The 22825-nt window shown below is 62.7% G+C and carries 17 protein-coding genes, 1 tRNA gene and 1 pseudogene; 7 read left to right on the top strand and 12 right to left on the bottom strand.

The window, feature by feature from the left end:
* Positions 1-30: 30 nt before the first annotated feature.
* Positions 31-267, bottom strand: a pseudogene (locus PY310_RS21630) (hypothetical protein); the annotation flags it as partial.
* A gap of 1216 nt (positions 268-1483) precedes the next feature.
* Entirely contained in the window at positions 1484-2014 is a 531-nt protein-coding gene (locus PY310_RS07365) for a hypothetical protein (RefSeq protein ID WP_275213700.1), read from the bottom strand.
* Between the two features lie 1108 nt (positions 2015-3122).
* Between PY310_RS07365 and PY310_RS07360 the strand changes: the two genes are divergently transcribed.
* The 3 genes from PY310_RS07360 (at position 3123) to PY310_RS07350 (ending at position 7854) form a co-directional block, all read left to right on the top strand.
* Positions 3123-3326, top strand: coding sequence for a hypothetical protein (locus PY310_RS07360; RefSeq protein WP_275213699.1), 204 nt, complete (start codon positions 3123-3125; stop codon positions 3324-3326).
* Positions 3323-6661 (top strand): MobF family relaxase, encoded by a 3339-nt coding sequence (gene mobF / locus PY310_RS07355; protein ID WP_275213697.1) that lies wholly within the window; start codon positions 3323-3325, stop codon positions 6659-6661. The genes PY310_RS07360 and mobF overlap by 4 nt, the downstream gene beginning before the upstream one ends.
* Before the next feature lie 206 nt (positions 6662-6867).
* On the top strand, positions 6868-7854 hold the full coding sequence (locus PY310_RS07350; RefSeq protein ID WP_275213696.1) for a hypothetical protein: 987 nt from the start codon (positions 6868-6870) through the stop codon (positions 7852-7854).
* Positions 7855-8031: 177 nt separating this feature from the next.
* On the opposite strand, the gene PY310_RS07345 is transcribed toward PY310_RS07350, so the two are convergent.
* Positions 8032-8163: a hypothetical protein gene (locus tag PY310_RS07345; RefSeq protein WP_275213695.1), complete on the bottom strand. Its 132-nt coding sequence runs from the start codon at positions 8161-8163 to the stop codon at positions 8032-8034.
* A gap of 11 nt (positions 8164-8174) precedes the next feature.
* Here PY310_RS07345 and PY310_RS07340 point away from each other — a divergent pair, with 11 nt between their 5' ends.
* On the top strand, positions 8175-8321 hold the full coding sequence (locus tag PY310_RS07340) for a hypothetical protein (RefSeq protein WP_275213694.1): 147 nt from the start codon (positions 8175-8177) through the stop codon (positions 8319-8321).
* A 3-nt stretch (positions 8322-8324) separates the two neighbouring features.
* On the opposite strand, the gene PY310_RS07335 is transcribed toward PY310_RS07340, so the two are convergent.
* Positions 8325-8612: a hypothetical protein gene (locus PY310_RS07335; protein WP_275213693.1), complete on the bottom strand. Its 288-nt coding sequence runs from the start codon at positions 8610-8612 to the stop codon at positions 8325-8327.
* Positions 8613-8943: 331 nt separating this feature from the next.
* Here PY310_RS07335 and PY310_RS07330 point away from each other — a divergent pair, with 331 nt between their 5' ends.
* The gene (locus PY310_RS07330; RefSeq protein WP_275213692.1) at positions 8944-9642 is read left to right on the top strand and encodes a GIY-YIG nuclease family protein; all 699 of its coding nucleotides are present in this window, start codon (positions 8944-8946) and stop codon (positions 9640-9642) included.
* Between the two features lie 308 nt (positions 9643-9950).
* Positions 9951-10211 carry a helix-turn-helix domain-containing protein gene (locus PY310_RS07325; protein ID WP_275213691.1) on the top strand — a complete coding sequence of 87 codons (261 nt, stop codon included), beginning with the start codon at positions 9951-9953 and terminating at the stop codon, positions 10209-10211.
* 21 nt (positions 10212-10232) lie between these two features.
* On the opposite strand, the gene PY310_RS07320 is transcribed toward PY310_RS07325, so the two are convergent.
* The 4 genes from PY310_RS07320 to PY310_RS07305 form a co-directional block, all read right to left on the bottom strand.
* Complete coding sequence (locus PY310_RS07320) at positions 10233-10973, bottom strand: HNH endonuclease family protein (RefSeq protein WP_275213690.1); 741 nt, start codon at positions 10971-10973, stop codon at positions 10233-10235.
* Positions 10974-11125: 152 nt separating this feature from the next.
* A complete protein-coding gene (locus tag PY310_RS07315; protein WP_275213689.1) occupies positions 11126-11398 on the bottom strand; it encodes a hypothetical protein in 273 nt (90 codons plus the stop codon).
* Between the two features lie 132 nt (positions 11399-11530).
* The gene (locus PY310_RS07310) at positions 11531-12661 is read right to left on the bottom strand and encodes a tyrosine-type recombinase/integrase (protein ID WP_275213688.1); all 1131 of its coding nucleotides are present in this window, start codon (positions 12659-12661) and stop codon (positions 11531-11533) included.
* Positions 12662-12748: 87 nt separating this feature from the next.
* A tRNA-Leu gene (locus PY310_RS07305) sits at positions 12749-12830 on the bottom strand.
* A gap of 203 nt (positions 12831-13033) precedes the next feature.
* Between PY310_RS07305 and PY310_RS07300 the strand changes: the two genes are divergently transcribed.
* Entirely contained in the window at positions 13034-13639 is a 606-nt protein-coding gene (locus tag PY310_RS07300; RefSeq protein WP_275213687.1) for an ANTAR domain-containing response regulator, read from the top strand.
* 79 nt (positions 13640-13718) lie between these two features.
* Here the strand turns inward: PY310_RS07300 and pyk are convergent, their stop codons facing one another.
* The 4 genes from pyk to lgt form a co-directional block, all read right to left on the bottom strand.
* Positions 13719-15203, bottom strand: coding sequence for a pyruvate kinase (gene pyk / locus PY310_RS07295; protein ID WP_275213685.1), 1485 nt, complete (start codon positions 15201-15203; stop codon positions 13719-13721).
* Positions 15204-15287: 84 nt separating this feature from the next.
* Positions 15288-16745, bottom strand: coding sequence for a glutamate synthase subunit beta (locus PY310_RS07290; protein ID WP_275213684.1), 1458 nt, complete (start codon positions 16743-16745; stop codon positions 15288-15290).
* Positions 16738-21348: a glutamate synthase large subunit gene (gltB, locus tag PY310_RS07285; protein WP_275213683.1), complete on the bottom strand. Its 4611-nt coding sequence runs from the start codon at positions 21346-21348 to the stop codon at positions 16738-16740. The genes PY310_RS07290 and gltB overlap by 8 nt, the downstream gene beginning before the upstream one ends.
* 264 nt (positions 21349-21612) lie before the next feature.
* A complete protein-coding gene (lgt, locus tag PY310_RS07280) occupies positions 21613-22821 on the bottom strand; it encodes a prolipoprotein diacylglyceryl transferase (RefSeq protein ID WP_275213682.1) in 1209 nt (402 codons plus the stop codon).
* Positions 22822-22825: the final 4 nt, after the last annotated feature.

The following is a 22825-nucleotide window of genomic DNA, read 5'->3' as shown; positions in this document are numbered from 1 at the left end:
CGGACACCATGGGTTTCGCACCGATCTGTAGGGCGTCACGCCGTGCCGGCCAAAACACTCCTCGTGGCCCAGATGCTCGGTCAGATCTGCTTCCAGCGCGGTCTCCAGCACATTCCTCGTGAGCTGGTCAGCAGGCCGCCCGGGCCGGTCCCCACTAAAACTGCCATAATCACCTACCAGGCTCACGCCCAGTTCCTAGGCCTGCGCGAGCAAACCCTCCCCGAGCGCCTTCTGATCGATGATCTCTCCCGTCACAGGATCGATCATGACCCCTGTCACCGCGGTCGTTGACTCTGGTTCGGCCGTCTCCTTTGCGATAAGGCCGAACCTTCACACACCGTTTTTCACAGCCCCGAACCTGATCGGTGACACGTCCACACTCTCTTTCGGGGAAGGCTCATGGCTCTTTCGACGGGATAAAGTCGTTAACCGTCGAGTCGAAGACGTATGAGGTCTTGGTGATTGTCCCTTGCGCACACGATGGGGTGCAGTCGTTGACTCTGTGAACGACTTTGAACCCTGAAGGTTCTGGAGCAAGTAGGGCATCGTAGAATCGCCCGCTATAGGATCTCGGGTAGGAGTCGGTGCCGAAATCTTCCATGCCTTCCGTTGTTGGACGCAGAACGATGACCCCGTCGTAGCGGCCGGGGTTGTACTCGATGAACAAGAATCCGTTGATTTCTTTGGGATATACAACGAGGGTGAAGAAAGAATCATCTAACCGCTTGTTCAGGAGAACACTGTGATCGCTCGTTGAAACAACCCTGTATCCCGACTTTGTCAGATCCTGTGTAGGGGGCGGAGTCTCTGCGTACGTCTCTAGCCGGACTCGTCCCCATTTGGGGTGTTCGAATTCGATTGTGCCCGTGATGTTGCAGGACGCGCAATCGCTATTGTCGGTGGGGTGGGTTGAGGTGATCTGAGAAGGAAATGACTCGTCGATGATAGTGGCAAATCCCTCGGCCCCGGCTGTCTGCCAAAGTCCCGGCAGCGAACCTGCCAGTTCGGTTGCATATGTGGGGTCGATCGGACATAGGTTTAGTGGGGCAATTGCCGCTAGCGCCAGTGAACGCTTTGCTTGGTTCGCTCTAATATTGCTGTCATGAAGAAGCTGCGGAGAGTGCTGAGCGAGGTCGTCCTTCAGCTTTGCCGAGTCGATTTGAATATCACGGCAGCTTGACTGCCAATGCCCGAGCGAGGCTGCGTTCGCTGTAGTCGGAGGCTGCGAAGTCTGACCCGTAGTAATCGGAGTAGTCGGAGGCTGCGAAGTCTGACCCGTTGCAATTGGAGTCGTCGTAGGCTGCATAGTCGGAACAGGCTGGCTGGCTCTCGTTGAGCAACCGACGAGCGAGACTGCTAGGGCCGCCGACCACGCCAGCATGGTGCTCCAATTCACTTTGGGCTCCTAATTGTGAAAACATCCTGACGTGAGGTCAGCGGCTCTTCCCACTGGACAACTTGAGCGCGGCTCAAGTCGGATCAACTAAAAACTGATGTGAAGCGACGTGATCATTTTCTTGATCTGCTGGTACTGTGCACCAGCCATGTACTGTCCTGCTTCTGCCAAGCTTGCAAACACCTTTGGGCCAGGTCCCATAGCGGTGGATTCCCCAGAAGAGAATTCCATCGAGTCGCCAAACATGTAGTCATCCCCACTGGGGCTGGTAACTAGGTTATATATTGAGCACCCGGCGATGTGGTCTATGCCGGCGCTGTGGTCCGTGATGCCATAGGAACCATATAACTTCCCGTCTTTTGCAAGAACACGGAAAACGAAACGCGGTGAGACGAAACCAGCAGGCTGGGCTGCGCCTCCCGTGGGAATGTTCATTGCGACGCTGTCGAGCACGTCATAGTGGAAACCCGGTCCTTGGCACGCTCCTCCGAGACCGCTTATTCCTGTCGCTAAAACTGCCACAACCTGGCCTGAAGCGTCTCTGACTCTGATGTCTATGCCGCGTCCGGACGCCACGTCGGCAGTTGCATGCCAGACGGCAGGAATGTCAAAACTCACCGTCCCGGAAGAGACTACAAACGTGGTCCAGTCTGTCCCGTGAACTGAACTGGTTGGTGAAGGTTCTGGCGATGTCGGTGGCGACTGAGTGAAAGTCGGGGCCAGAGAGGTCAGGGGCTCTCCGTGAAGATCAGGAGGCATTGCAGTCGCCGAAGTTGGAGGCGAACTATCCGACGAAGCGGGGGGCGCCGACGGCGTTGCCGTGGACGTGGGTCCGAGCGGACCTTGGGCCGCGGTGCATCCTGCACACACCCAAGCAACCACGGCCATTACTGCCAAATATTTGAGCTGATTAGACGATTTCATGCCCGTCCCCACTCATTCGATGATCCGCTAACTGCACTCATTGGAGCACGCTGCGCTATTCTCTGGGAAGGCTGTAGGGCTACTTGCTGAGGTGAAGTGGACTACTGCAGCCATGGAGATGCCACAGTAAATCCTTGGCTACGCAGTCTCGTGACACAGATCCCGGCCGGTAGTGTCGCTTTGAATGCCTCCCGGAATGCTCTGTTTCCAAGTTGATCCATTCGGCGGAACGTTCTGGACCGATAACCGGCAAGGACGGAAATGCCACTATCCCCGCTGGTTCTCCATAGCCGCCGTCTGCGGCACATAAGGGAAACCCTCGTACCTCACTTTGCCTGAACATGTCTCCCCCGCCTCTTCCGGACTCAGCCATCCACCGATGCAAATACCTGCAACCTTCTTCACCTCCTTCACACCTCTGGCATCCAAGGCCATCAGCGTGAGCGCTGCCCACGGCTAGTCATGTCGGGAGTTGACCTCGCACAGATGAACACACATGACCATCAAGAAATGCGAAGAGTGCGCTGCAGGCTTCGAGTCTTCCCGCAGGACACAGCGCTTCTGCTCAACGCGCTGTGGCAACAGGCAGCGGGACCGTCGACGTCGGGTTCGCAACCGCCCTGCCATGGCACCAAAAGCGGACTCGCTGGTCACGGACCTCCAGAGCCGGCTAGGAGCAACGAAACGAGAACTCGAGTCCAAAACCAGATCCTGCCAGCGGCACCGGGAAGCACTCCAGTCCAAGCTCCGGTCCCAAGCCTGTGAGATTGATCGGCTCGAGGCGGAGAATTCTGAACAAAGAGTGAGCAACAACCTCCTCCAGTCAGAGGTCTCTCGCCTCAAACGCGCGCAAAGAATCAATGTCCAGGATTTGACGCACATCTCGGCTTGGCTGGTCGCGCTCGCTCAGGCGAAGGGCGTCGCGCTTGATCAAGCAACGCTGGAGATTTTCCGCCGCCGCGGATGGCAGCCAACAAAACGACAGGCCGGAGTGCCGCGGCTATGACAATGTCCATCGCGCGGCTCTCTGCGCAATCAGGCCTCCGCTACCTGTTCAAGACGACGATGATGGACGACCTGCCCTCTTCTCCCCCGGACACGACCAGCTACTACATGAAAGCCGGCACTCCGGAAGGCCGATGGGTTGGCGGCGGACTCAAAGGAATCAACAGAACCCCCGGTGGACCAGTCTCGGAATCGGACGCGAAAGCGGTCTTCGAACTAGCAATTCACCCCGGCACAGGCGGACCGCTAGGTCGTCCCCACAGCCATCCCACCGCCGTCGACAACAAGACCGGCCCACCCACGGTGAGGCACGCCGTCGTCGGCTTTGACCTGACCTTCAGCGTGCCAAAATCAGTTTCCGTCCTGTGGGCACTCAGCCCTCGCGGCACCCAGGAGCGTATCCTCCGAACCCATCATGACGCCGTCGGACAAACGCTTGCTTGGCTCGAAGAGAACGTCATCCACACCCGCGCCGGACGGAACGGTGTAGCCCACCTTGGCACAAGAGGTGCCATCGCCGCCGCCTTCGACCACTGGGAATCCCGCGCCGGGGACCCACAGCTCCACACGCACCTGGTGATCGCCAACCGCATCCAGCGCATCACCGACGGAGCCTGGGTCACCCTCGACTCCCGCACCCTCTACAAGGCCGCCGTCGCAGCCAGCGAACACTACAACGGACTCCTGTTCGACGCCCTCCACCGGCATCTCGGAAGCGACTCCGACATCCGTACACCTGCCGCCAACACTCGGAATCCAACCCAGCAGCTCACCGGCATCGACGAAGCACTCATCCGCGAATTCTCGAACCGGTCACGCCTCATCAATCTGGAAACTGACCGCCTCGTGAAGGTTTGGGTCACAGAGCACGGCCGGCGTCCCACGGCAGCAACGATCATCAAGCTGCGTCAGCAAGCCACGCTGGCTACGCGTGTCCCCAAGGCCGAGCTGCCCACACCCCTGCATGAACTCTCCAGGCATTGGCGGGAGCGATCAATCGCCAACGGATTCCGCCCCGACGATGTTCTCGCCTCCACTATCAACCGATCCGGGGACTCTCCCTTCGCGTTCACAGACTTCGCTGCCGACTGGATCGACAGCGTCGCCTCCCTTGCCCGTGAACGTGTCGCGGGAAAGCGTTCAACCTGGAACCGCTGGAACCTCCTCGCCGAAGCCGAAAGGGTCTGCGCACAGATCCGTTGCCGCTCCGCTTCCGACCGGAGTGCACTAATGGATGCCGTCGCCACGGCCGCCGAACATCAGTCCGTGCCACTGAACGAGTACCGCTACACCGCCCCACCAGACGCCGCGCCAGACCTCCGCGGCAGGCAAAGCAGCGTCTTCGACTTCCACGGATCGCGCCTCTACACTGACACGTCAACGCTCGCCTGCGAGGACGCCATCATGGCGGCAAGGAACGACGACGGCGGCCCGGCTATCCGCGCGGACGTCATCATGGATTCGCTCGACAAAGTGGGACACACCGGGAAGCCACAGCTGCACTCAGATCAGCGCTCCGCCGTCGCATGCGTTCTCCTCAGTGGCAACCGACTGGATGCGATCGTTGGTCCAGCCGGCGCTGGAAAGACAACGACTCTCGGCGCGGTCAGGGCAATCTGGGAAGCGGAGTACGGTGCCGGTAGCGTGATCGGGCTTGCCCCAGCAGCGGCCAGCGCGGCCGTGTTGGGCCGCGGTCTCTCCATGGCCACGGAGAATGTCACTAAGTGGCTGCATGAGTCGGTTGGCCCCGGGGCAAGTTCAAGAGCTGGGCGCTTCTTCGACCTCCAGACCCGCCTGACGATCGCTAGAAGCGACGACCGCCAAAGCGTCCCTATCGCGCAGGAAGTTGCCCGGCTCGCCGCCGTTCAGCAACGATGGTGCTTCCACCCTGACCAGCTCGTCATCATCGACGAAGCGTCCATGGTCTCCACCTTTCAACTCGCCGCCCTTGTCCAGCAGGCACGCGAAGCCCATGCCAAGATCCTCTTAGTTGGTGATCCAGGCCAGCTGGACGCGATCGACGCCGGTGGTGTCCTCGGCTGGCTGGACCGCCAAGGAAAGACCACCCGGCTCAGCAGCATCTGGAGATTCCACGAGAAGTGGGAGGGGGCAACATCCCTCAAGCTGCGGACGGGAGACTACTCGGCGATCCAGGACTACGAGAGGCATGGTCGGATTAGACACGGCACCTACTTGGACATGGTCGACCAGGCCTACCTGGCGTGGCAGGCAGAAACGCTCGCGGGCAAGTCATCCATCCTCATCGCAGCCGACAATGACACCGTCGGCATGCTCAACGAGCGCGCCCAAGCCGACCGTGTGGCAAGGGGCGAGGTGGATCCTGAAATCAGCGTTCTGCTCAACGATGGCCTCTACGCGGGATCCGACGACACCATCATCGCGCGCCGGAACGACCGCAGGCTCGTCGACAGCGTGGGTGATTTCGTCCGCAATGGAACGCTGTTCGACGTCAAAAGCGTCAGCGGGCGGGACGGCTCCCTTCTCGCAGTTCGACGGGAAACGGGAGCGAGGGTCATACTCCCCCGAACCTACCTCGAGTCGAGTGTCGAGCTGGGCTATGCAACCACTGCACACCGTTCCCAGGGCATTACGGTCGACACCGGTCACACCGTAGTTACCCAGGGCCGGCTCACCCGCGAGCTCCTCTATGTCAGCATGACGCGAGGCCGGGCCGGCAACTTTGCCTACGTCAGCGAGGGTGACGACTCCGAACATCCCGCCGTTGATCCCAACTTGCAACTCTCCTGGCGAAGCATTCTCGGTGAGGTGCTCGCTGCGGAAGGTGCTGAACGGACGGCTCATGAAGTCCGCGAGGCAGAGCGCGTAAAGGCGGACAGCCTTGAGCGCACAGCTTTAATTGAACGCCTCGGCTCTGGACATGTCCAGAGTCCGCCAATAGCTCTTGCGCCATCACATGCGCACGGCTCATCTGCCGAAATGCAAGTACTTTCCCCCGAGGTTAGGTCTCGAAGGTTTCTGGGGTCGACGCCGGAGGCTTTCATGAGCGAAGCGGCCTACTTGAAATTAAATAGCCTTTTCATCCAGCGTTCCTTGGCTGCCTTTGAAGCCGCCAAGGCTCCTTCATTGCTCGTCATCGCCGTCTCCCCTCCATCTGTAGTCTGCCCCCGGCGGCTCAACCCCCGCCGGCCGAACTTACGTCGTATGCGTGGTTCTGGCTGCTTTCGCTGCCCGGACAACACTCGTCGTCGCCCTCGCACTCACGTGCAGCGAGGGCAGTTTCCAGCCTTTTCGCCGATTGCAACCTGGTCGTCCATAAAAATCCGCGCCAGTACTGGGCAGCAGGAACGCCTATAGCCAGGGTTGGTCCTCGTTGCTGTCTACACACCCACTCAACTGGACGGCTCTGTGCAGCAGAAGCTGGCAGCAGTGCGGATTACCGGCGGTTGGTAGCCGTCAGGGTAGCGCGGCGGGCCCGAAACATTCGGCTCAAATTGGCCCTGCCCGGCCGTCCTGCACATATCCTAGGCGTCAGCGACAGCGACGAGGACCGGGGGAAGCCAGTGGCATCAGAAGAGCAAGAGGGCGCATCGCTGCCTGGTGTTCAGCCTGGTCGATCGAATGGCCGGCGCAGCCGTCCGACCGTTGCAGGCGAGAAGCTCGCTGACGCGATTGAGTTCTGGAAGAAACACCCGTGGTGGAGACTCATCGCCTGTATCGTTGCGGTGCTGGCTGTCCTCGGCAGCACCAATCAGCTCTTCGGATGGCCGCCCTCGCTTTCCATCCCTAAGATGATCGAGTCGCTGGGCCAGCCTTCGCCAAGCCCCTCGCCCACCGGACCCAGTGACTCTCTGTCCCCCTCCCCGTCCGCCATACCGTCTGCGACGCCGACCATCACCCAGCCGGCACCCGAAGTGCTCAATGTGGCCTCATCAGGGCGGACCTGTCCTAACCCCAACCCTTCAGACTTCAAACTTCCTGACGTTGAAGTCTGCGTCACCATGTGGTGCCAGTCCCGAACCTACGAACGCGACGGGACACCGCAGATGGACCAGACCCAGATCAAGTTGAAGGCCAGCGTTTTCAACAAGACCACGGGCCCGCTCGACATCTCGATTACCGGAACGTCCGCCATGCGTCTCCTGGTCGCCCAGCGCGACCTGCCCGAAAGCTGGCGGCCGCCGAAGAAGACGGTGGCCGCCGGGGACACTCCCGTGCTCGTTGAATGGTCCGGCAGCGGATCCAAGCAGAACTACTGGGCGTTGCCCCCGAATGTATTTGCAGATTCCTACGCGACGCCGGCCGGGGCCGCAACCGGCTTCTACACCCAATGGGATCCTCCGATCCTTGAGTCAGGCGAAGGCTACTATCGTCCCAGGGCCGAACCATTCGACCCCTTCAACGCGGATGGCAACTTGGTGTTCCAGCTGCCGGTGGGAAGCGTTGTCACCGGGCTGGCTGTCGTGGATAAGACCGACCCCACCAAGATCATTGCCGTGACGCCGTTCAGCGAGTGGAAAGACCGGGAAGTCCCCCCGTACACCTTTTAGCCTTTGACGTACCCGAAAGCCCCACCCGGACGCCTTCTCGCTGGCGAAACGGTCCTGAAGGTACTGCGCGAGGCTCGCATCGACGGCATAGCGGTCTCCAGTTCCACTGTGGCGATGCGGACGGTCCGTCGTAGCGGAGTCGACGAAGGCTTCGCCGAGGTCGTTTTCGACGTCGTTTCACTGGAAGGAGATTTGATCGTTGAGCTGGTCGTACTTGACGAAACGCAGGCTGACCTGCTCGGTGCCGGCAAAAGGATCATCATGGCCGAGACAATTACCAGCCGCCTGTTCCCGGACTTCCCCCCGCATATGCCGCCGCCTTGGTCGGGCGCGGGTATGTCGTCATCCTCACGCTTTCGCCGTGGCCCATCATGGCCGAGGACGTTGACTGCACTGAGGTGCTCATCGGCGAACGGATGGGCTGGCAGCACGACTTCCTGCACCGCCGCCGGGTGTTCACGGACTAGGTATCAATCCTCGTCCGCGGCCCGGCGGAGTTCGTCCTCGCTGTACCCGAACATGTAGTCCTCATCCTCGCCACGGGAGCGCCAGATGTCGGCTGCATCGGAGGCACTGAGCGGCTCGCCGACTTCGTCGACTTCATCCTCGTCGGGATCGAACTGGCTAAGCATGAGCGGTGAGGCGTCGTGATCTGTGCCTTTCGTACACCGGCAGTCTGCATAGAAGCGGCGCTCCTCATCACCCTTGATGGCCATGGATATTTCAGTCAGGACCTGATGCTTGGCTCCGGTGGTCATTGTGCCCCCATCGTTCCGGCGCGGGCGTTGTGCCCGGGTTCGTCATCCTATGCTGAAGCGCGTCGGTGACCAAGACTTCCCGACAGTGAGCAGTCTCGCTGGCTCCGCGCAAATGAGGTTTATGGCGAACCTAGCCCAAGGCACCTGCCGTTCGCACAGAGTGAGAAGCAGCTCTTGAGTACGCGCTGCGCTCCTCGATCACAACCACGTTGGGCCAGCGCACCTGCTGACCGGCCTGGCCGCAACAGTCCCGGCGCCGCCGGTGCTCTTTCCCGGCTCGGCATCACCGACATCAAGGTCGAAGCCTCCATCCGCGACAGAGCATGAAACCATGGCAGTCATGACCGAAGACAACCCGGCCCCGTACAAGTACGCGGGACTTCCACTTACACCCAACGTGATCGCCGACCTCGCCCCTCTTCTGGTTCCGGAGCCACTATTTCGCCGAGCGGAACTTATCGCTGCGGTGGAGGACTACCACGAGTCGCAGGGCGGCCTACCATCTGAGTCGGGTCTGACGAGTCAGGTCAAGAAAGCACTGCAGGTGCTCCAAAAAAACGGGAGCCTTGAACCGTCTGGGGGATACGGAACCTGGCGCTGGCTTCGCGCACCGGAAGTCGCGGAGCTGTCCGCGCTTGTCCAACCTGAGTTGTCCGATGAGGAGTCGCTGGCGCTTGAAGACGTTCAAGCCGAAGGCGAAGGCCAAGGAAGCATGTATGTCTACTACTTTCCGGCCTACAAGGACCTAGCAGAGCTTCGCGGAGAGCCCACCTGGCCAGTCAAAGTAGGAATGACAGCCGCGGGTAATGCCACTGTTCGAGTGGCAGACCAACAGGGCACGGCAATGCCGGAGAGACCAGTCCTCGCCTACGTGAGAAAAACTTCTACGCCCCGAAAGCTCGAGACCGCCGTTCAAGCGATTTTGTTCTTCAGGGGACGCCAGATCGAAGACGCGGCAGGCGATGAATGGTTCGATTCAAGCCCGGACGAAGTTAGATCGATTGTTAACTGGATTCACGGCGAGCCGTGAATCGCCTCCGCCGCCGCGCGGTAGCGCCCCGCCCAACTCGCCGCCGTCAAGCGGTGCGGTGTTGCCGGCGATAGAGTTCCTGGCCGCCGGCGGTCCCGTGTCTTTCCGGTGTCTGTGCTGGACAGGGCCTCGCCCTGGGGATGCTGGCTCTACGGTCTTCCTGCTCGCTGGCGGTTCGTTGGTCTGACGCGGCTTCGCCGCAGGAGGCTTCATGGTTCTGGTCAGCCGTTCGCTGACTTATCGTTCCCGCTGCACTGGCCGGTGCACTCCCCGGCTCGGTGTCGGTGACGGTCGAAAAGTGAGCCATTGTGACGGTGAAACTGAGCCACCCGTTCCAAACGATTGGGTGGGTGATCACAGTGGAGGATCGGGCGCTTATTCGGCGGTTGCATCTGGTCGAGGGTGAATCGATGAGGTCGATAGCGGCGCGGCTGGGTATTTCCCGTAACATGGTCGCGAAGGCTGTCAGTGCTGAGGGGCCGCCGACGTATGTGCGCGCACCGCAGGACTCCTGGATCAAGGCCGGAACCGAAAAAGCCACGCTGGTGGCGCTGGTTGGCCTGACCTAATCTGGCCAGCGTTAACGGGGGCTAATTGCAGCCTTCAAGAATGCCGACCATTGCGTCGTGCTCGGTTTGAGTGACCCAGAGACTGTATTTGGCTTTGACGGCGGTTTGGCGGGCGACGTACTCGCATCGGAAGGCCTTGTTTGGCGGCAGCCAGGTGGCTGCATCTTTGTCGCCCTTTGCACTGTTGGTGGGGCCATCGGCAGCCATGAGGTTCAATGCATCATTGGCGAGTTCCTTGCGCTGGTCTGCGTTGAGCTGTTGCGCGCCCTTCTGCCAGGCGTCTCTGAGGGCGACAACGTGGTCGATCTGGACGTCGGAGCTGGTGTCCTGGCCACGGACAAAGTTGATGGTTGTACCGGTGTACTTGTCGACCAGCGTTCCGGTGGAGACTACACAATTGTTGGTACCAGGCTTGAACGTTTCGTTGGCCAGATCCCGGGCGAGGATGTCATTGCGAGTGTCGCAGCCGTTGCGGTCCGTGTCAGCCCAGGCAGGTCCAAACTCATCACGTGTATAGCCAGTCTTCGGGGCCCGGCCCTTCACCGGGACGCTCTTCAGTTGTTCGAGCGCGTCGGTTGCGTCTACCGGGGAGGGCGCCCCGGCAGCGATGCCGGCGTGAGATTCGATGGCCTCAAGGGCGTTGGCTGCAGCGTCACAACCGGCCAGCGAGGCGCCCAGAAGGAGGGCGGTTACAGCGGTCAGAGCTTTGACGGCGGAGCGGATGATCTTGATGTTCCTTCGGTTTGTAGCGGGATGTTCCACGCTAGCTTTGCCCAATGACTGGCGCTGGTAGGCGTGTCGGTAATGCCCATAACACGACCCTGCTCCCAGGGTTCTCGCGCGTGTCGGCGTCCGGTGTTGCTTGCCGAGTCGAGCTTTTGGGCCGCGGCTCGATGGATGTCGGTCACCCTGACTCAGTGCACCGTGGTCAGTCTGGCTTTTGAGCGGGTACCGATGAGCCGCTCCTTTCCCGCCGGTCCATCGGCCGAGAGCGGTAAACCAGTGCCTCCCGGGAGGATCTCACTCAACTTGGCTATTTCCAGGATGTGCTCCGAGGTGAAAATGATCTTTCCCTTTCCCCAGCATGCGTGCGCGAACCGTCCACTGGTCGCGCCGTCGCGCAGCCACGACTCTGTGCAGCGCATCAGCGCGGCTGCTTCGGCGGGTTCAAAAAATTCGATCTCCACGGGGACTCCAGAGGGAAGGCGTTGCTTTCCACTTTCATGGTCCAGTGAAGACCACTCGACATGTCCGGAAGCGAGAGCCAGGTGGCGTTTTATGGGACAGTCAACCGCGACGCCCACGCTGAGCACCGGCAGTCACCGCAGGAAGGCCGTTATCGACCGCTCCGTTGCGTCAGCACCAGCCTGAAGCGCCTCCGGCATCAAGTGCCCATACACCTGCTCAGTAGTCCTTGTAGAAGCATGCCCCAGCCGGCGCGAGATAGTGAACATCGGTACACCGTCCTGGATCAGCCACGACGCATGGGTGTGGCGGAGATCGTGTATCCGTGGATTCTTCGTCAGCCCTATCGCCTGGGCCGTGTGAACGGCAGGAACCCAGTAATGGTGCCAGTACAGCTTGTGAATGATCCGATCGCCCTTGGGCGTCGTGAACACGAGTTCTTTTCCTGGCCTGCTTGCGACCAGAGGAATCAGCAGCTCCACCAGTGCAGGGTTCAGCCCTATGGTGCGTTTGCCGGCACCTGTCTTCGTAGCCCCAACGTAGAACTGGTTCTGGCCGTCCCGTTTCCAGGCCTTGTTGATCCGCGCAGTGGGCGGCTTGGAGAGCAGGTCCACGTCCGCCACGGTCAGCGCGGTGGCCTCCCCAAAGCGGGTACCCGTCATGACCAGGAAGTTCGTGAACGCTCTGTAGCGCTCCCCCATGCCTTCCATGATGAGGCTGAACTCCGCATGGGTGAGGAACATGGCCTCGTCTTCGGCTTTCTCAATGCCGGGAAGCTGCACACCGCGGCACGGGTTGCGCGTAATGTACCCGAGCATCTCCGCAGTATTCATGGCGGCTGAGATGAGACCATGCACGTTGTGGATGGTCTTCGGCGCCTTGCCCTTCGCCATCATCGACTTCACCCAGTGGGCGATCAGACGGTAGTCCAGCTTGTCCACGAGGACGTGACCGATGACGTTCCGGATATGCAGGTCCAGCATGGTCTGGTAGGTCTTAGTGGTTCCGCTCGAAGGCCGGATCAGGAGATCGATGTGTTCCTGGATGACCTCGGCAACTGTGGGTGTCCGCTTGGCGTTCGACAGCATCGCATGCTGCGCAATCTCGAAGGACTGGCCGTTGGCGTCCAGCAGCCGCTTTAAGGTTTCAGCTTCGACGAGCGTGGCGACAGTCAGGCCCTGCTGCTCGCGGCTCTTTGGGCCCCGCCACAGCACCATATAGGACGATGTGCCGTCCTTCTTGGTGCGTTTTCGAATGCTTGCCACACAAAAAACGGTACGCCGCTGTCAACACTTTGGGCGGTTTTGTCAACACGCAACTTGGAAACAGGCCTCTGACCTGCGGTAACACTGTGCCCGAGGTGGGACTCGAACCCACACACCTTTCGATACCGCATTTTGAGTGCGGCGCGTCTGCCAATTCCGCCACTCGGGCGCGGAATACGCGATGCAAACCGGTACGCCCACAGCTGATTGTGAGCAACGCGATCGCTTCACGTACGCGGAATTACTCTACATGCAGATAGGCTAAATTCCAGAATCGCGCCGCTGAAGCCGCAACAGACCATGCAGTTCAAAGTACGGCCGCGGGCGCACCTAAAATGGTGATGTTCCCCCGTACCTTTCCAAGGAGATCCCGTGACTGAACCGACGGAGTCAAACCCCACGTCCCAGCCGGCGCGCCGCGTCATTGTGGCCGAAGATGAAACCCTCATCCGGCTCGACATCATCGAGATCCTGCGCGGGGAAGGGTACGACGTCGTAGGCGAAGCGGACAACGGCGAAAAGGCCGTGCAGCTCGCCGAAGAACTCAAGCCTGACCTGGTCCTGATGGACGTGAAGATGCCCGTCATGGACGGCATCACCGCCGCCGAGAAGATCGTCAAGGCCCGCATCGCCCCCGTGGTCCTGCTGACGGCGTTCAGCCAGAAGGAACTCGTGGAACGCGCCCGCGACGCCGGCGCCATGGCCTACGTGGTCAAGCCCTTCACCCCGGCGGACCTCATCCCCGCCCTGGAGATCGCCCTCTCCCGGCACGAGGAAATCAAGGCCCTCGAGAGCGAAGTTTCGGACCTGCAGGAACAGTTCGCCACCCGCAAGCTCGTGGAGCGCGCCAAGAGCCTGCTGACCACCAAGATGGGCCTGACGGAGCCGGAAGCGTTCCGCTGGATCCAGAAGACCTCCATGGACCGCCGCCTCAGCATGCGCGAAGTGGCCGAAACCATCATCAACCAGGTCAACTAGCCAACCGGGCGGCCACGAGCCGCCGGCGGTTAAACGGAAGAACCCCTGCCAACCGGCAGGGGTTCTTCCGTTTAAGCCGTTAGGACGTCGGCCAGGGGCCGAGCTTCTCCCGGGGAGCACCCGTGCCGCTATCGCCGAGGCTGCCGGCGTCGGCGAAGTCGCCCACCCTGTGCGCCTTGAGGATGTTCGTGGATCCGGCCTTGCCGGGAGGCGAACCGGCGGCGATGACCACCAGGTCACCATCCTTCACCAGCTTCATTTCCAGCAGGCTGCGGTCCACCTGGGCGGTCATCTCGTCGGTGTGGCCCACCATGGGGACCAGCACCGGCTGGATCCCCCAGGTCAGCGCCAGCTGGTTCCACACGTGCTCCAGCGGAGTGAACGCGAACACCGGCCTGATGGGGCGCAGACGCGACAGACGCCGTGCGGAGTCGCCGGACTGGGTGAAGGTACAGATGTACTTCGCATCCAGCTGGTCGGCGATTTCGACGGCGGCGCGGGTGATGGCGCCCCCACGGGTCTTGGGCTTTGTCCCCAGCGGGGGGACGCGCTCCAGGCCGTGGACCTCGGTGGATTCGATGATCCGGGCCATAACCTTAACGGTCTCGATCGGGTACTTGCCCACGCTCGTCTCACCGGAAAGCATCACCGCGTCCGCACCGTCGAGGACGGCGTTCGCGCAGTCAGAGGCTTCCGCGCGGGTGGGGCGCGGGTTGTCGATCATGGATTCGAGGACCTGGGTGGCCACGATGACCGGCTTGGCCCAGCGGCGCGCCAGTTCAATGGCACGCTTCTGCACGATCGGCACTTCCTCCAGGGGAAGTTCCACACCGAGGTCGCCACGAGCCACCATGATGGCGTCGAAGGCGTCAATGATTTCGTGGAGCTGCTCCACGGCCTGCGGCTTCTCGATCTTGGCGATGACCGGCACGCGGCGGCCTTCTTCGTCCATGATCTCGTGGACACGGGAAATATCTCCGGCGTCGCGGACGAAGGACAACGCAACCATGTCAACACCGCGGCGGATGGCCCAGCGCAGGTCGTCCTCGTCTTTTTCGCTCAGCGCGGGAACGTTGACGGCCACGCCGGGCAGGTTGATGCCCTTGTTGTTGGACACCATCCCACCGACGGTGACGACGGCAACGACCTTGACGTCGTCCACCTCGATGGCACGCAGGGCCACCTTGCCGTCGTCGATCAGCAGGGCATCGCCCACGTTGACGTCTTCGGTGAGGCTCTTGAGCGTGGTGGAGCAGATCTCCTTGGTGCCCGGCACATCCTCGGTGGTGATGGTGAACGTGTCACCCTCGGCCAGCAGATGCGGACCGTCGACAAACCGGCCCAGGCGGATTTTCGGACCCTGCAGGTCAGCCATGATGGCCACCGGCTTGCTCAGCTGCCCCGCAGCCTTCCGGACATTCTCGTAGGTGTTGTCGTGCACGGAGTAATCGCCGTGGCTCATGTTCATCCGGGCCACGTCCACGCCGGCTTCCAACACCGCCAAGGTGTTCTCAAAGCTGGCAATTGCCGGGCCAAAAGTGGCCACAATCTTAGCGCGTCTCATATACCTACCCTAATAGTGTGCTGCATTGGTTAAGTCGTTGTGGAAGTGAACCTGAGGCGAACTGACCGTGCGTCAAACGGTCCGTCAGAGCACGGCGATGGCACGGTCCGTCGGCGCCACCGGCGCCGGCAGGATGGTGCTGCCCATGAGGAACTTGTCCACCGCCGCTGCGCAGGCACGGCCTTCGGCGATGGCCCACACAATGAGCGACTGCCCGCGGCCGGCGTCGCCCGCGACAAAGATGCCCTCCGTGTTGGTCATGTAATAGCCGTCCCGGGACACGTTGCCGCGGCCGTCGAATTCGGCGCTGACCTGCTCGGTGATGCCGGCCGGCTCGGCTCCGGTGAAGCCCAGGGACAGGAACACCAGGTCCGCCGGGATGATCCGTTCGGTGCCGGCCTTGGGAAGGCGCTTGCCGTCAACGAATTCCGTCTCGGCCACCTTGACGCCGGTGAGCTTGCCGTTCTCCCCCACGAACTCCACGGTGGAGGCGAGGTAGGTCCGTTCGCCGCCTTCCTCGTGTGCGCTGGCCATTTCGAACAGCGTGGGGAACGTGGGCCAGGGCTGGTGCCCGGCACGCTCCGACGGCGGCTGCTTGCCGATGGCCAGGGTGGTCACCGAGGCGGCGCCGTGGCGGTGGGCAGTACCGAGGCAGTCGGCTCCGGTATCACCGCCGCCCAGGATCACCACATGCTTGCCCTTGGCGTGGATCTGGTTCTCCACGTTCTCCCCCGCCACCACGCGGTTGGCGGGAACAAGGTAATCCATGGCGAAGTGCACGCCGTCCAGGTCGCGGCCCGGAATGGGCAGGTCACGCGGGACGGTGGCGCCGGTGGCAACCACCACGGCGTCATACCGGCGCCGCAGCTGCTCCCACGTCACATCGGTACCCACGGCGACGCCGGTCCGGAATCGGGTGCCTTCCGCCTTCATCTGCTCGATGCGGCGGTCCACCTGCTCCTTCTCCATTTTGAAGTCGGGGATGCCGTAGCGGAGGAGCCCGCCGATCTTGTCGTCCCGCTCATAAACGGCAACAGTGTGGCCCACGCGGGTCAGCTGCTGCGCCACGGCCAGCCCGGCAGGGCCGGACCCGACGACGGCAACCGTCTTCCCGGTCAGGCGCGTCGGCGGCAGCGGGTTGACCCAGCCGTTCTCCCACGCCTCGTCAGCGATCGAGACTTCAACCTGCTTGATGGTGACGGCAGGCTGGTTGATTCCCAGGACGCAGGACGCCTCACAGGGCGCCGGGCACAGCCGGCCAGTCCACTCGGGGAAGTTGTTGGTGGCATGCAGCCGCTCAATCGCTTCCTCACCCTTGTCCCGCCACATGAGGTCGTTCCACTCCGGAATCAGGTTGCCCAGCGGGCAGCCCTGGTGGCAGAACGGTACGCCGCAGTCCATGCACCTGCCGGCCTGGGCCTTCAGGACACCCTTTTCCTGGGCCTCGTAAACTTCCTTCCAGTCCATGATGCGGACCGGAACAGGGCGGCGTGGCTGGGTTTCACGCTGGCGTACTTTTAGAAATCCGCGTGGGTCAGCCACCGGTTACCTCCAGGATTCGGGCCCATACTTCTTCGCCATCGGGGTCCAGGCCCTCTTCGATCGCGTCAAGACGGGTTTGCAGGACTGCCGCGTAATCGCGCGGCAGCACTTTGGTAATGCGGGCACAGGTGTCGTCGAAGTTCTCCAGCAGCCGCTGAGCATGCAGCGATTCGGTTTCCTCGACGTGCTTGACCAGCAGCCCGTGGACGATGTCGCGGTCCTCGGCGTCCAGTTCCCGCAGCTGCAGTTCGCCGGACTCCAGCGCCTGCTTGTTGACCCGCGTGGTCCGCAGGTCCAGCACGTAGGCGGTGCCGCCGGACATGCCGGCGCCGAAGTTGCGTCCGGTCCTGCCGATGATCAGCGTCTGGCCGCCGGTCATGTACTCGCAGCCGTGGTCGCCGATGCCTTCCACCACCGCGGTGGCGCCCGAGTTACGGACCAGGAAGCGTTCGCCCACCTGGCCGCGCAGGAATATTTCGCCGCTGGTGGCGCCGTAGCCGATCACGTTGCCGGCAATGACGTTGCCCTCGGCCTTGAACACGTTGGTCCGGTCCGGCCGGACAATGATCCGTCCGCCGGAAAGGCCCTTGCCCACGTAGTCGTTCGAGTCGCCGAACAGGCGCAGCGTGATGCCGGCCGGCAGGAACGCGCCAAGCGACTGTCCCGCAGTACCGGTCAGCGTGATGTCAATGGTGTCCGGCGCCAGCACGTCGGTGCTGAACGTCTTGGTCACCGTGTGGCCGAGCATCGTACCCACCGAGCGGTCCGTGTTGATGACGTCCACGGCGATCTTCACCGGGGTGCGGTCGGTCAGCGCCTCCGTGGCCATGGTGATCAGCCGCTGGTCGAAGTGCTTGTCCAGCTCGTGGTTCTGCGAGGTCATGTTGCGCAGCGGGGCGTCGTCGTCGAACTCGAGACCGTGCAGGATCGGATCCAGGTCCAGGCCGTCGGCCTTCCAGTGGTTGATCGCCTCGCGGGCATCCAGCACCTCGGCATGGCCAATGGCCTCCTCGATGCTGCGGAACCCGAGCTCCGCGAGGATCTCGCGGACCTCCTCGGCCAGGAACTCGAAGAAGTTGACCACAAACTCGGGCTTGCCGCTGAAGCGGGCCCGCAGCTCGGGGTTCTGCGTTGCCACACCCACCGGGCAGGTGTCCAGGTGGCAGACGCGCATCATGATGCAGCCCTCCACCACCAGCGGTGCGGTAGCGAAGCCGAACTCCTCACCGCCGAGCAGCGCGGCGATCACCACGTCGCGGCCGGTCTTGAGCTGGCCGTCCACCTGCACCACCACGCGGTCGCGCAGGCCGTTGAGCATCAGCGTCTGCTGGGTCTCGGCGAGGCCGAGCTCCCACGGCACACCCGCGTGCTTGAGCGAGTTCAGCGGGGAGGCACCGGTGCCGCCGTCGTGTCCGGAGACAAGTACGACGTCGGCCTTCGCCTTGGTGACACCCGATGCCACAGTGCCGATCCCCACTTCGGAGACGAGCTTGACGTGGACGCGGGCCGAGGGATTGGCGCGCTTCGCATCGTAGATGAGCTGCGCGAGGTCCTCGATGGAGTAGATATCGTGGTGCGGGGGCGGGGAGATCAGGCCGACGCCGGGGGTCGAATGACGCGTGCGGGCAACCCACGGGTAGACCTTCTGCGCCATCAGCTGGCCGCCCTCGCCGGGCTTGGCACCCTGCGCCATCTTGATCTGGATGTCCTCGGCGTTGGTCAGGTACAGGCTGGTGACGCCGAACCGGCCCGAGGCGATCTGCTTGACCGCAGAACGGCGCTTGGGGTCCAGCAGCCGGTCCACGTCTTCGCCGCCTTCACCGGTGTTGGACTTGCCGCCCAACTGGTTCATGGCGATGGCGAGGGTCTCGTGGGCTTCCTGGGAGATGGATCCGTAGCTCATGGCACCGGTGGAGAACCGCTTCACGATGCTGGAGACCGGCTCCACTTCCTCGAGGGGAACGGCGGGACGATCGTTCTTGAACTTGAGCAGCCCGCGCAGGGTCATCAGGTTCTCGGACTGGTCATCCACGCCCTTGGTGTACGCCTTGAAGATGTCATAGCGGCGCTCACGCGTGGCGTGCTGCAGTCGGAAGACGGTTTCCGGATTGAACAGGTGCGGTTCGCCGTCGCGGCGCCACTGGTACTCGCCGCCGCCCAGCAGCGGGCGGTGCGGCTGTTCGATGCCGCCCTCCGGGTAGGCCATCTGGTGCCGCGCGGACACTTCGGCCGCGATGACGTCCAGGCCCACGCCGCCCAGCTGCGAATGGGTGCCGGCGAAGAACTCGTCCACCAGCTCCTGCCCCAGGCCCAGGGCCTCGAACGTCTGCGCGCCGGTGTACGAGGCCACGGTGGAGATGCCCATCTTGGACATGATCTTCAGGACGCCCTTGCCCAGGCCCTTGATGAGGTTGTACACGCCGTCCTGCGGCGTCACCCCCACCACGTCGCCGGTTGAGATGAGCTGTTCCACTGATTCCATGGCGAGGTACGGGTTGACGGCGGAGGCGCCGTAGCCAATCAGGACGGCAACGTGGTGCGTCTCGCGGACGTCGCCGGCCTCCACCACGAGGGCCGTCTTGGTGCGGTTGGCGCTCCGGAGCAGGTGGTGGTGCACGGCACTGACCAGCAGCAGGGAGGGAATCGGCGCCCACTGGGCGTTCGAGTCGCGGTCAGAGAGCACCACGTACTGCACGCCGCGGTTGATGGCACCGGAAACCTGCTCGCAGATTTCAGTCAGCCTGGCACGCAGGGCTGATTCGCCGCCTTCGGGCCGGTACAGGCCACGGACCTTCATGGCGATCCGGTCGCCGTCGGGCGTTTCAATGTTGGCGATCTTGGCCAGTTGGTCGTTGGTGATCACCGGGAACGGCAGCGAGACCTGCGGCTGCCGGACCTGCTTGGTGTCCAGCAGGTTGCCGTTCGGGCCGATGGCACACGTCAGCGATGTGACCAGCTCTTCACGGATGGCATCCAGCGGCGGGTTGGTGACCTGCGCGAAGGACTGCACAAAGTAGTCGAACAGCAGCCGGGGCCGCTTGGACAGCACCGCCACCGGGGTGTCCGAACCCATGGCGCCCAGCGGTTCGGCACCGGTCCGGGCCATCGGGCCGAGGAGGATCTTGAGTTCTTCGGTGGTATAGCCGAAGGTGCGCTGGCGGATGTTCACCGACGCGGCGGTGTGCACCACGTGCTCGCGTTCGGGGAGGTCCTTGAGGTCGATCAGGTTCTCCTTGAGCCACGCGGCCCAGGGGTTCGCCGCGGCAACTTCGGCCTTGACCTCTTCGTCGTCAATGATGCGGCCGGCGTCGGTGTCCACCAGGAACATCTTGCCCGGGGAAACGCGGCCCTTCTTGACCACCTTGGACGGTTCGACGTCGATCACGCCGACCTCGGACGCGAAGATGACCAGACCGTCCTCGGTGATCCAGTAGCGTCCGGGGCGCAGCCCGTTGCGGTCCAGGGTGGCACCCACCAGGTTGCCGTCGGTGAAGGACACGGCGGCCGGGCCGTCCCAGGGCTCCATGAGCAGTGAGTGGTATTCGTAGAACGCCCGCCGTGCGGGATCCATGGTGGCGTGGTTCTCCCACGCCTCCGGGATCATCATCATGATGGAGTGCGTGATGGGCCGGCCGGAGAGCCAGAGCAGCTCGGCCACTTCGTCGAAGGACGCGGAGTCGGACGCGCCGGGCGTGCAGATGGGGTACAGCTCTTCGGGCGAATCCCCCAGCAGCGGGTTGGCGAGCTGGGACTGGCGGGCGCGCATCCAGTTCCGGTTGCCCTTGACGGTGTTGATTTCACCGTTGTGGGCGATGGTGCGGAACGGCTGGGCCAACGGCCAGGACGGGAACGTGTTGGTGGAGAAGCGGGAGTGGACAATGGCCAGCTTGGTCTTGAAACGCTTGTCCGAGAGGTCCGGGTAGAACGGCTCCAGCTGGGCAGTGGTCAGCATGCCCTTGTAGACAATGGTGCGCGACGACAGGGACGGGAAGTAGACACCGAACTTGTTCTGGGCACGCTTGCGGATCCGCCAGGCCCGGGCATCGAGCGTGTTGCGGTCCAACTGCTCACCGGTTGCGGAAGCGAGGAAAGGCTGGGAGAAGTACGGCATGCAGGCGCGGGCCATGGCGCCGACGAGATCCGCCACGATGGGCACTTCACGCCAGCCGAGGACCGTGAGGCCCTCGTCAGCTGCGAGGCCCTCGATTCCTGCCTTCGCGGCGTCGGCCTCGCGCTGCTCGGACGGCAGGAAGGCGGTCCCGGCAACGTACTGGCCGGGCGCGGGTAGCTCGAATTCCGTGACCGCCCGGAAGAATTCGTCGGGGATCTGCATCAGAAGGCCGGCACCGTCACCGGTGCCTTCGTCTGCGCCTACGGCACCACGGTGTTCGAGGTTGCGCAGGGCGGTCAGGGCGGCGTCGACAATGTCGTAGCCGGGCTCACCGCGGAGCGTGGCGATGATTGCCAGGCCACACGCGTCTTTTTCGTTTTCCGGATTGTATAGACCCCGGGCCTCCGGCAGCGCAGCGAAGCGCTTGAACGGAGAGACGGGGCCGTCAGATCCTATTTTTTCGGACCAGCGTGGGCTATGAAGATGGGTCATTGAAGACGTCCTTCCTCGAGATCGTACGTATGGAAGGGACACCGTTGGCCCCACTTCTGAGCGCCGGTGTGATGGGCACAACAAAGTGTTATTTACAGGAAATTGTAGGTCAGACAGGCCTGCTGAACGAACAGTTACGCAGGCCCCTGACCCGGGCTTGACCGGGCAGCGGCTATCTGCTGTCCGGGCGGGCCCTGTTTGCCACGACATTGTGGTGTGCGGGCGCTCCGAGCGGTAGCTCTGCTGCCCAGCCGTGCCGGCGTGCTACTTGCTTGTGCCAGCCTCCGGCGCGGATTCCGTGACCTTACGGCCGGAATCTCCGGTGCCCGGCGTCGCAGGGACGGACTTTTTGCCGTCCCTGACTGCCGGTTCGTCTTCCGTTGGGGTGGAAGCGTTTCCGGATCCATTTTGGATAACAGGGAGATTATCACGCGATTCACTATCTGAGACACGGGTATCCGCATTGCGGACGGCCGGAACAACAGCAGCCACATGGTCATCAGATTTCACGCCAGTATCGCCGGCGTCACCGTCGCCGGATGTACTTTCGCTGTCATCGGCTTCGGGGGCCGGACCGCGTCCTGCCAGGTACGGCGTGTCCGGTTCGGGCCGGCCCTTCATCCCCACCAGGACGAACACCACCAGTGCTGCGATGAACACGAAGATGCTGGTCCAGACGTTGAGCCTGGTGGTGATGCCAACGAGATTGATCTGTTCGGCATCGTCGATCCGCATTGCTTCGATCCATACCCGGCCCAGCGTGTAGTACATCGCGTAGAGCCAGAAAAGCCGGGCCCGGCGGAAGTGGAACCTGCGGTCAAGGGCCAGCAGAATCACCACACCGGCGATGTTCCAGAGCGACTCATAGAGGAACGTGGGGTGGAACAGCGTGTCCGCCGGCATGCCGGCGGGAAAGTTGGGGTTGTCCGCGTCGATCTGCAGTCCCCACGGCAGGGTGGTGGGGCCGCCGAAGAGCTCCTGGTTGAAGTAGTTCCCCCACCTGCCGATGGCCTGGGCCAGCAGCAGGCCCGGGGCCGCCGCGTCCAGGAAGGCAGTCAGCTTCACACCCGCGCGCCGGCAGCCAATCCAGGCCCCAACAACGCCCAGCACCACGGCACCCCAGATGCCCAGGCCGCCGCGCTGGATCTGCGGGATCAGCCAAAGGTCGCCTGTCCCGTCGAACCCGGGCCCGAAGTACTGGTCCGGTGAAGAGACCACGTGGTACAGCCGGCCGCCGATGATGCCGAAGGGGATCGCCCAGATGACGATGTCCCAGACGCTGCCCTCGGGAGCGCCGCGGCGGGCCCAGCGAACGGAGGTCAGCCACAGGCCCAGAACGATTCCTGCGAGGATGCACAGGGCGTAGGCATGGATCCGCAGGCTCCCCCAGGGCAACGGAATGTCGAAGCCGGACCAGTCCGGGCTCGGGATGCTGGCCGGCACCGCGGCGGCGGCCTGAAGGAGGATCTGCATTGTC

Origin of the sequence: Pseudarthrobacter naphthalenicus, from assembly GCF_029076445.1 — a bacterium.
Taxonomy (GTDB): domain Bacteria; phylum Actinomycetota; class Actinomycetes; order Actinomycetales; family Micrococcaceae; genus Arthrobacter; species Arthrobacter naphthalenicus.
Note: the sequence above shows the minus strand (reverse complement) of the source record. Positions and strands in the feature narration are given on the sequence as shown.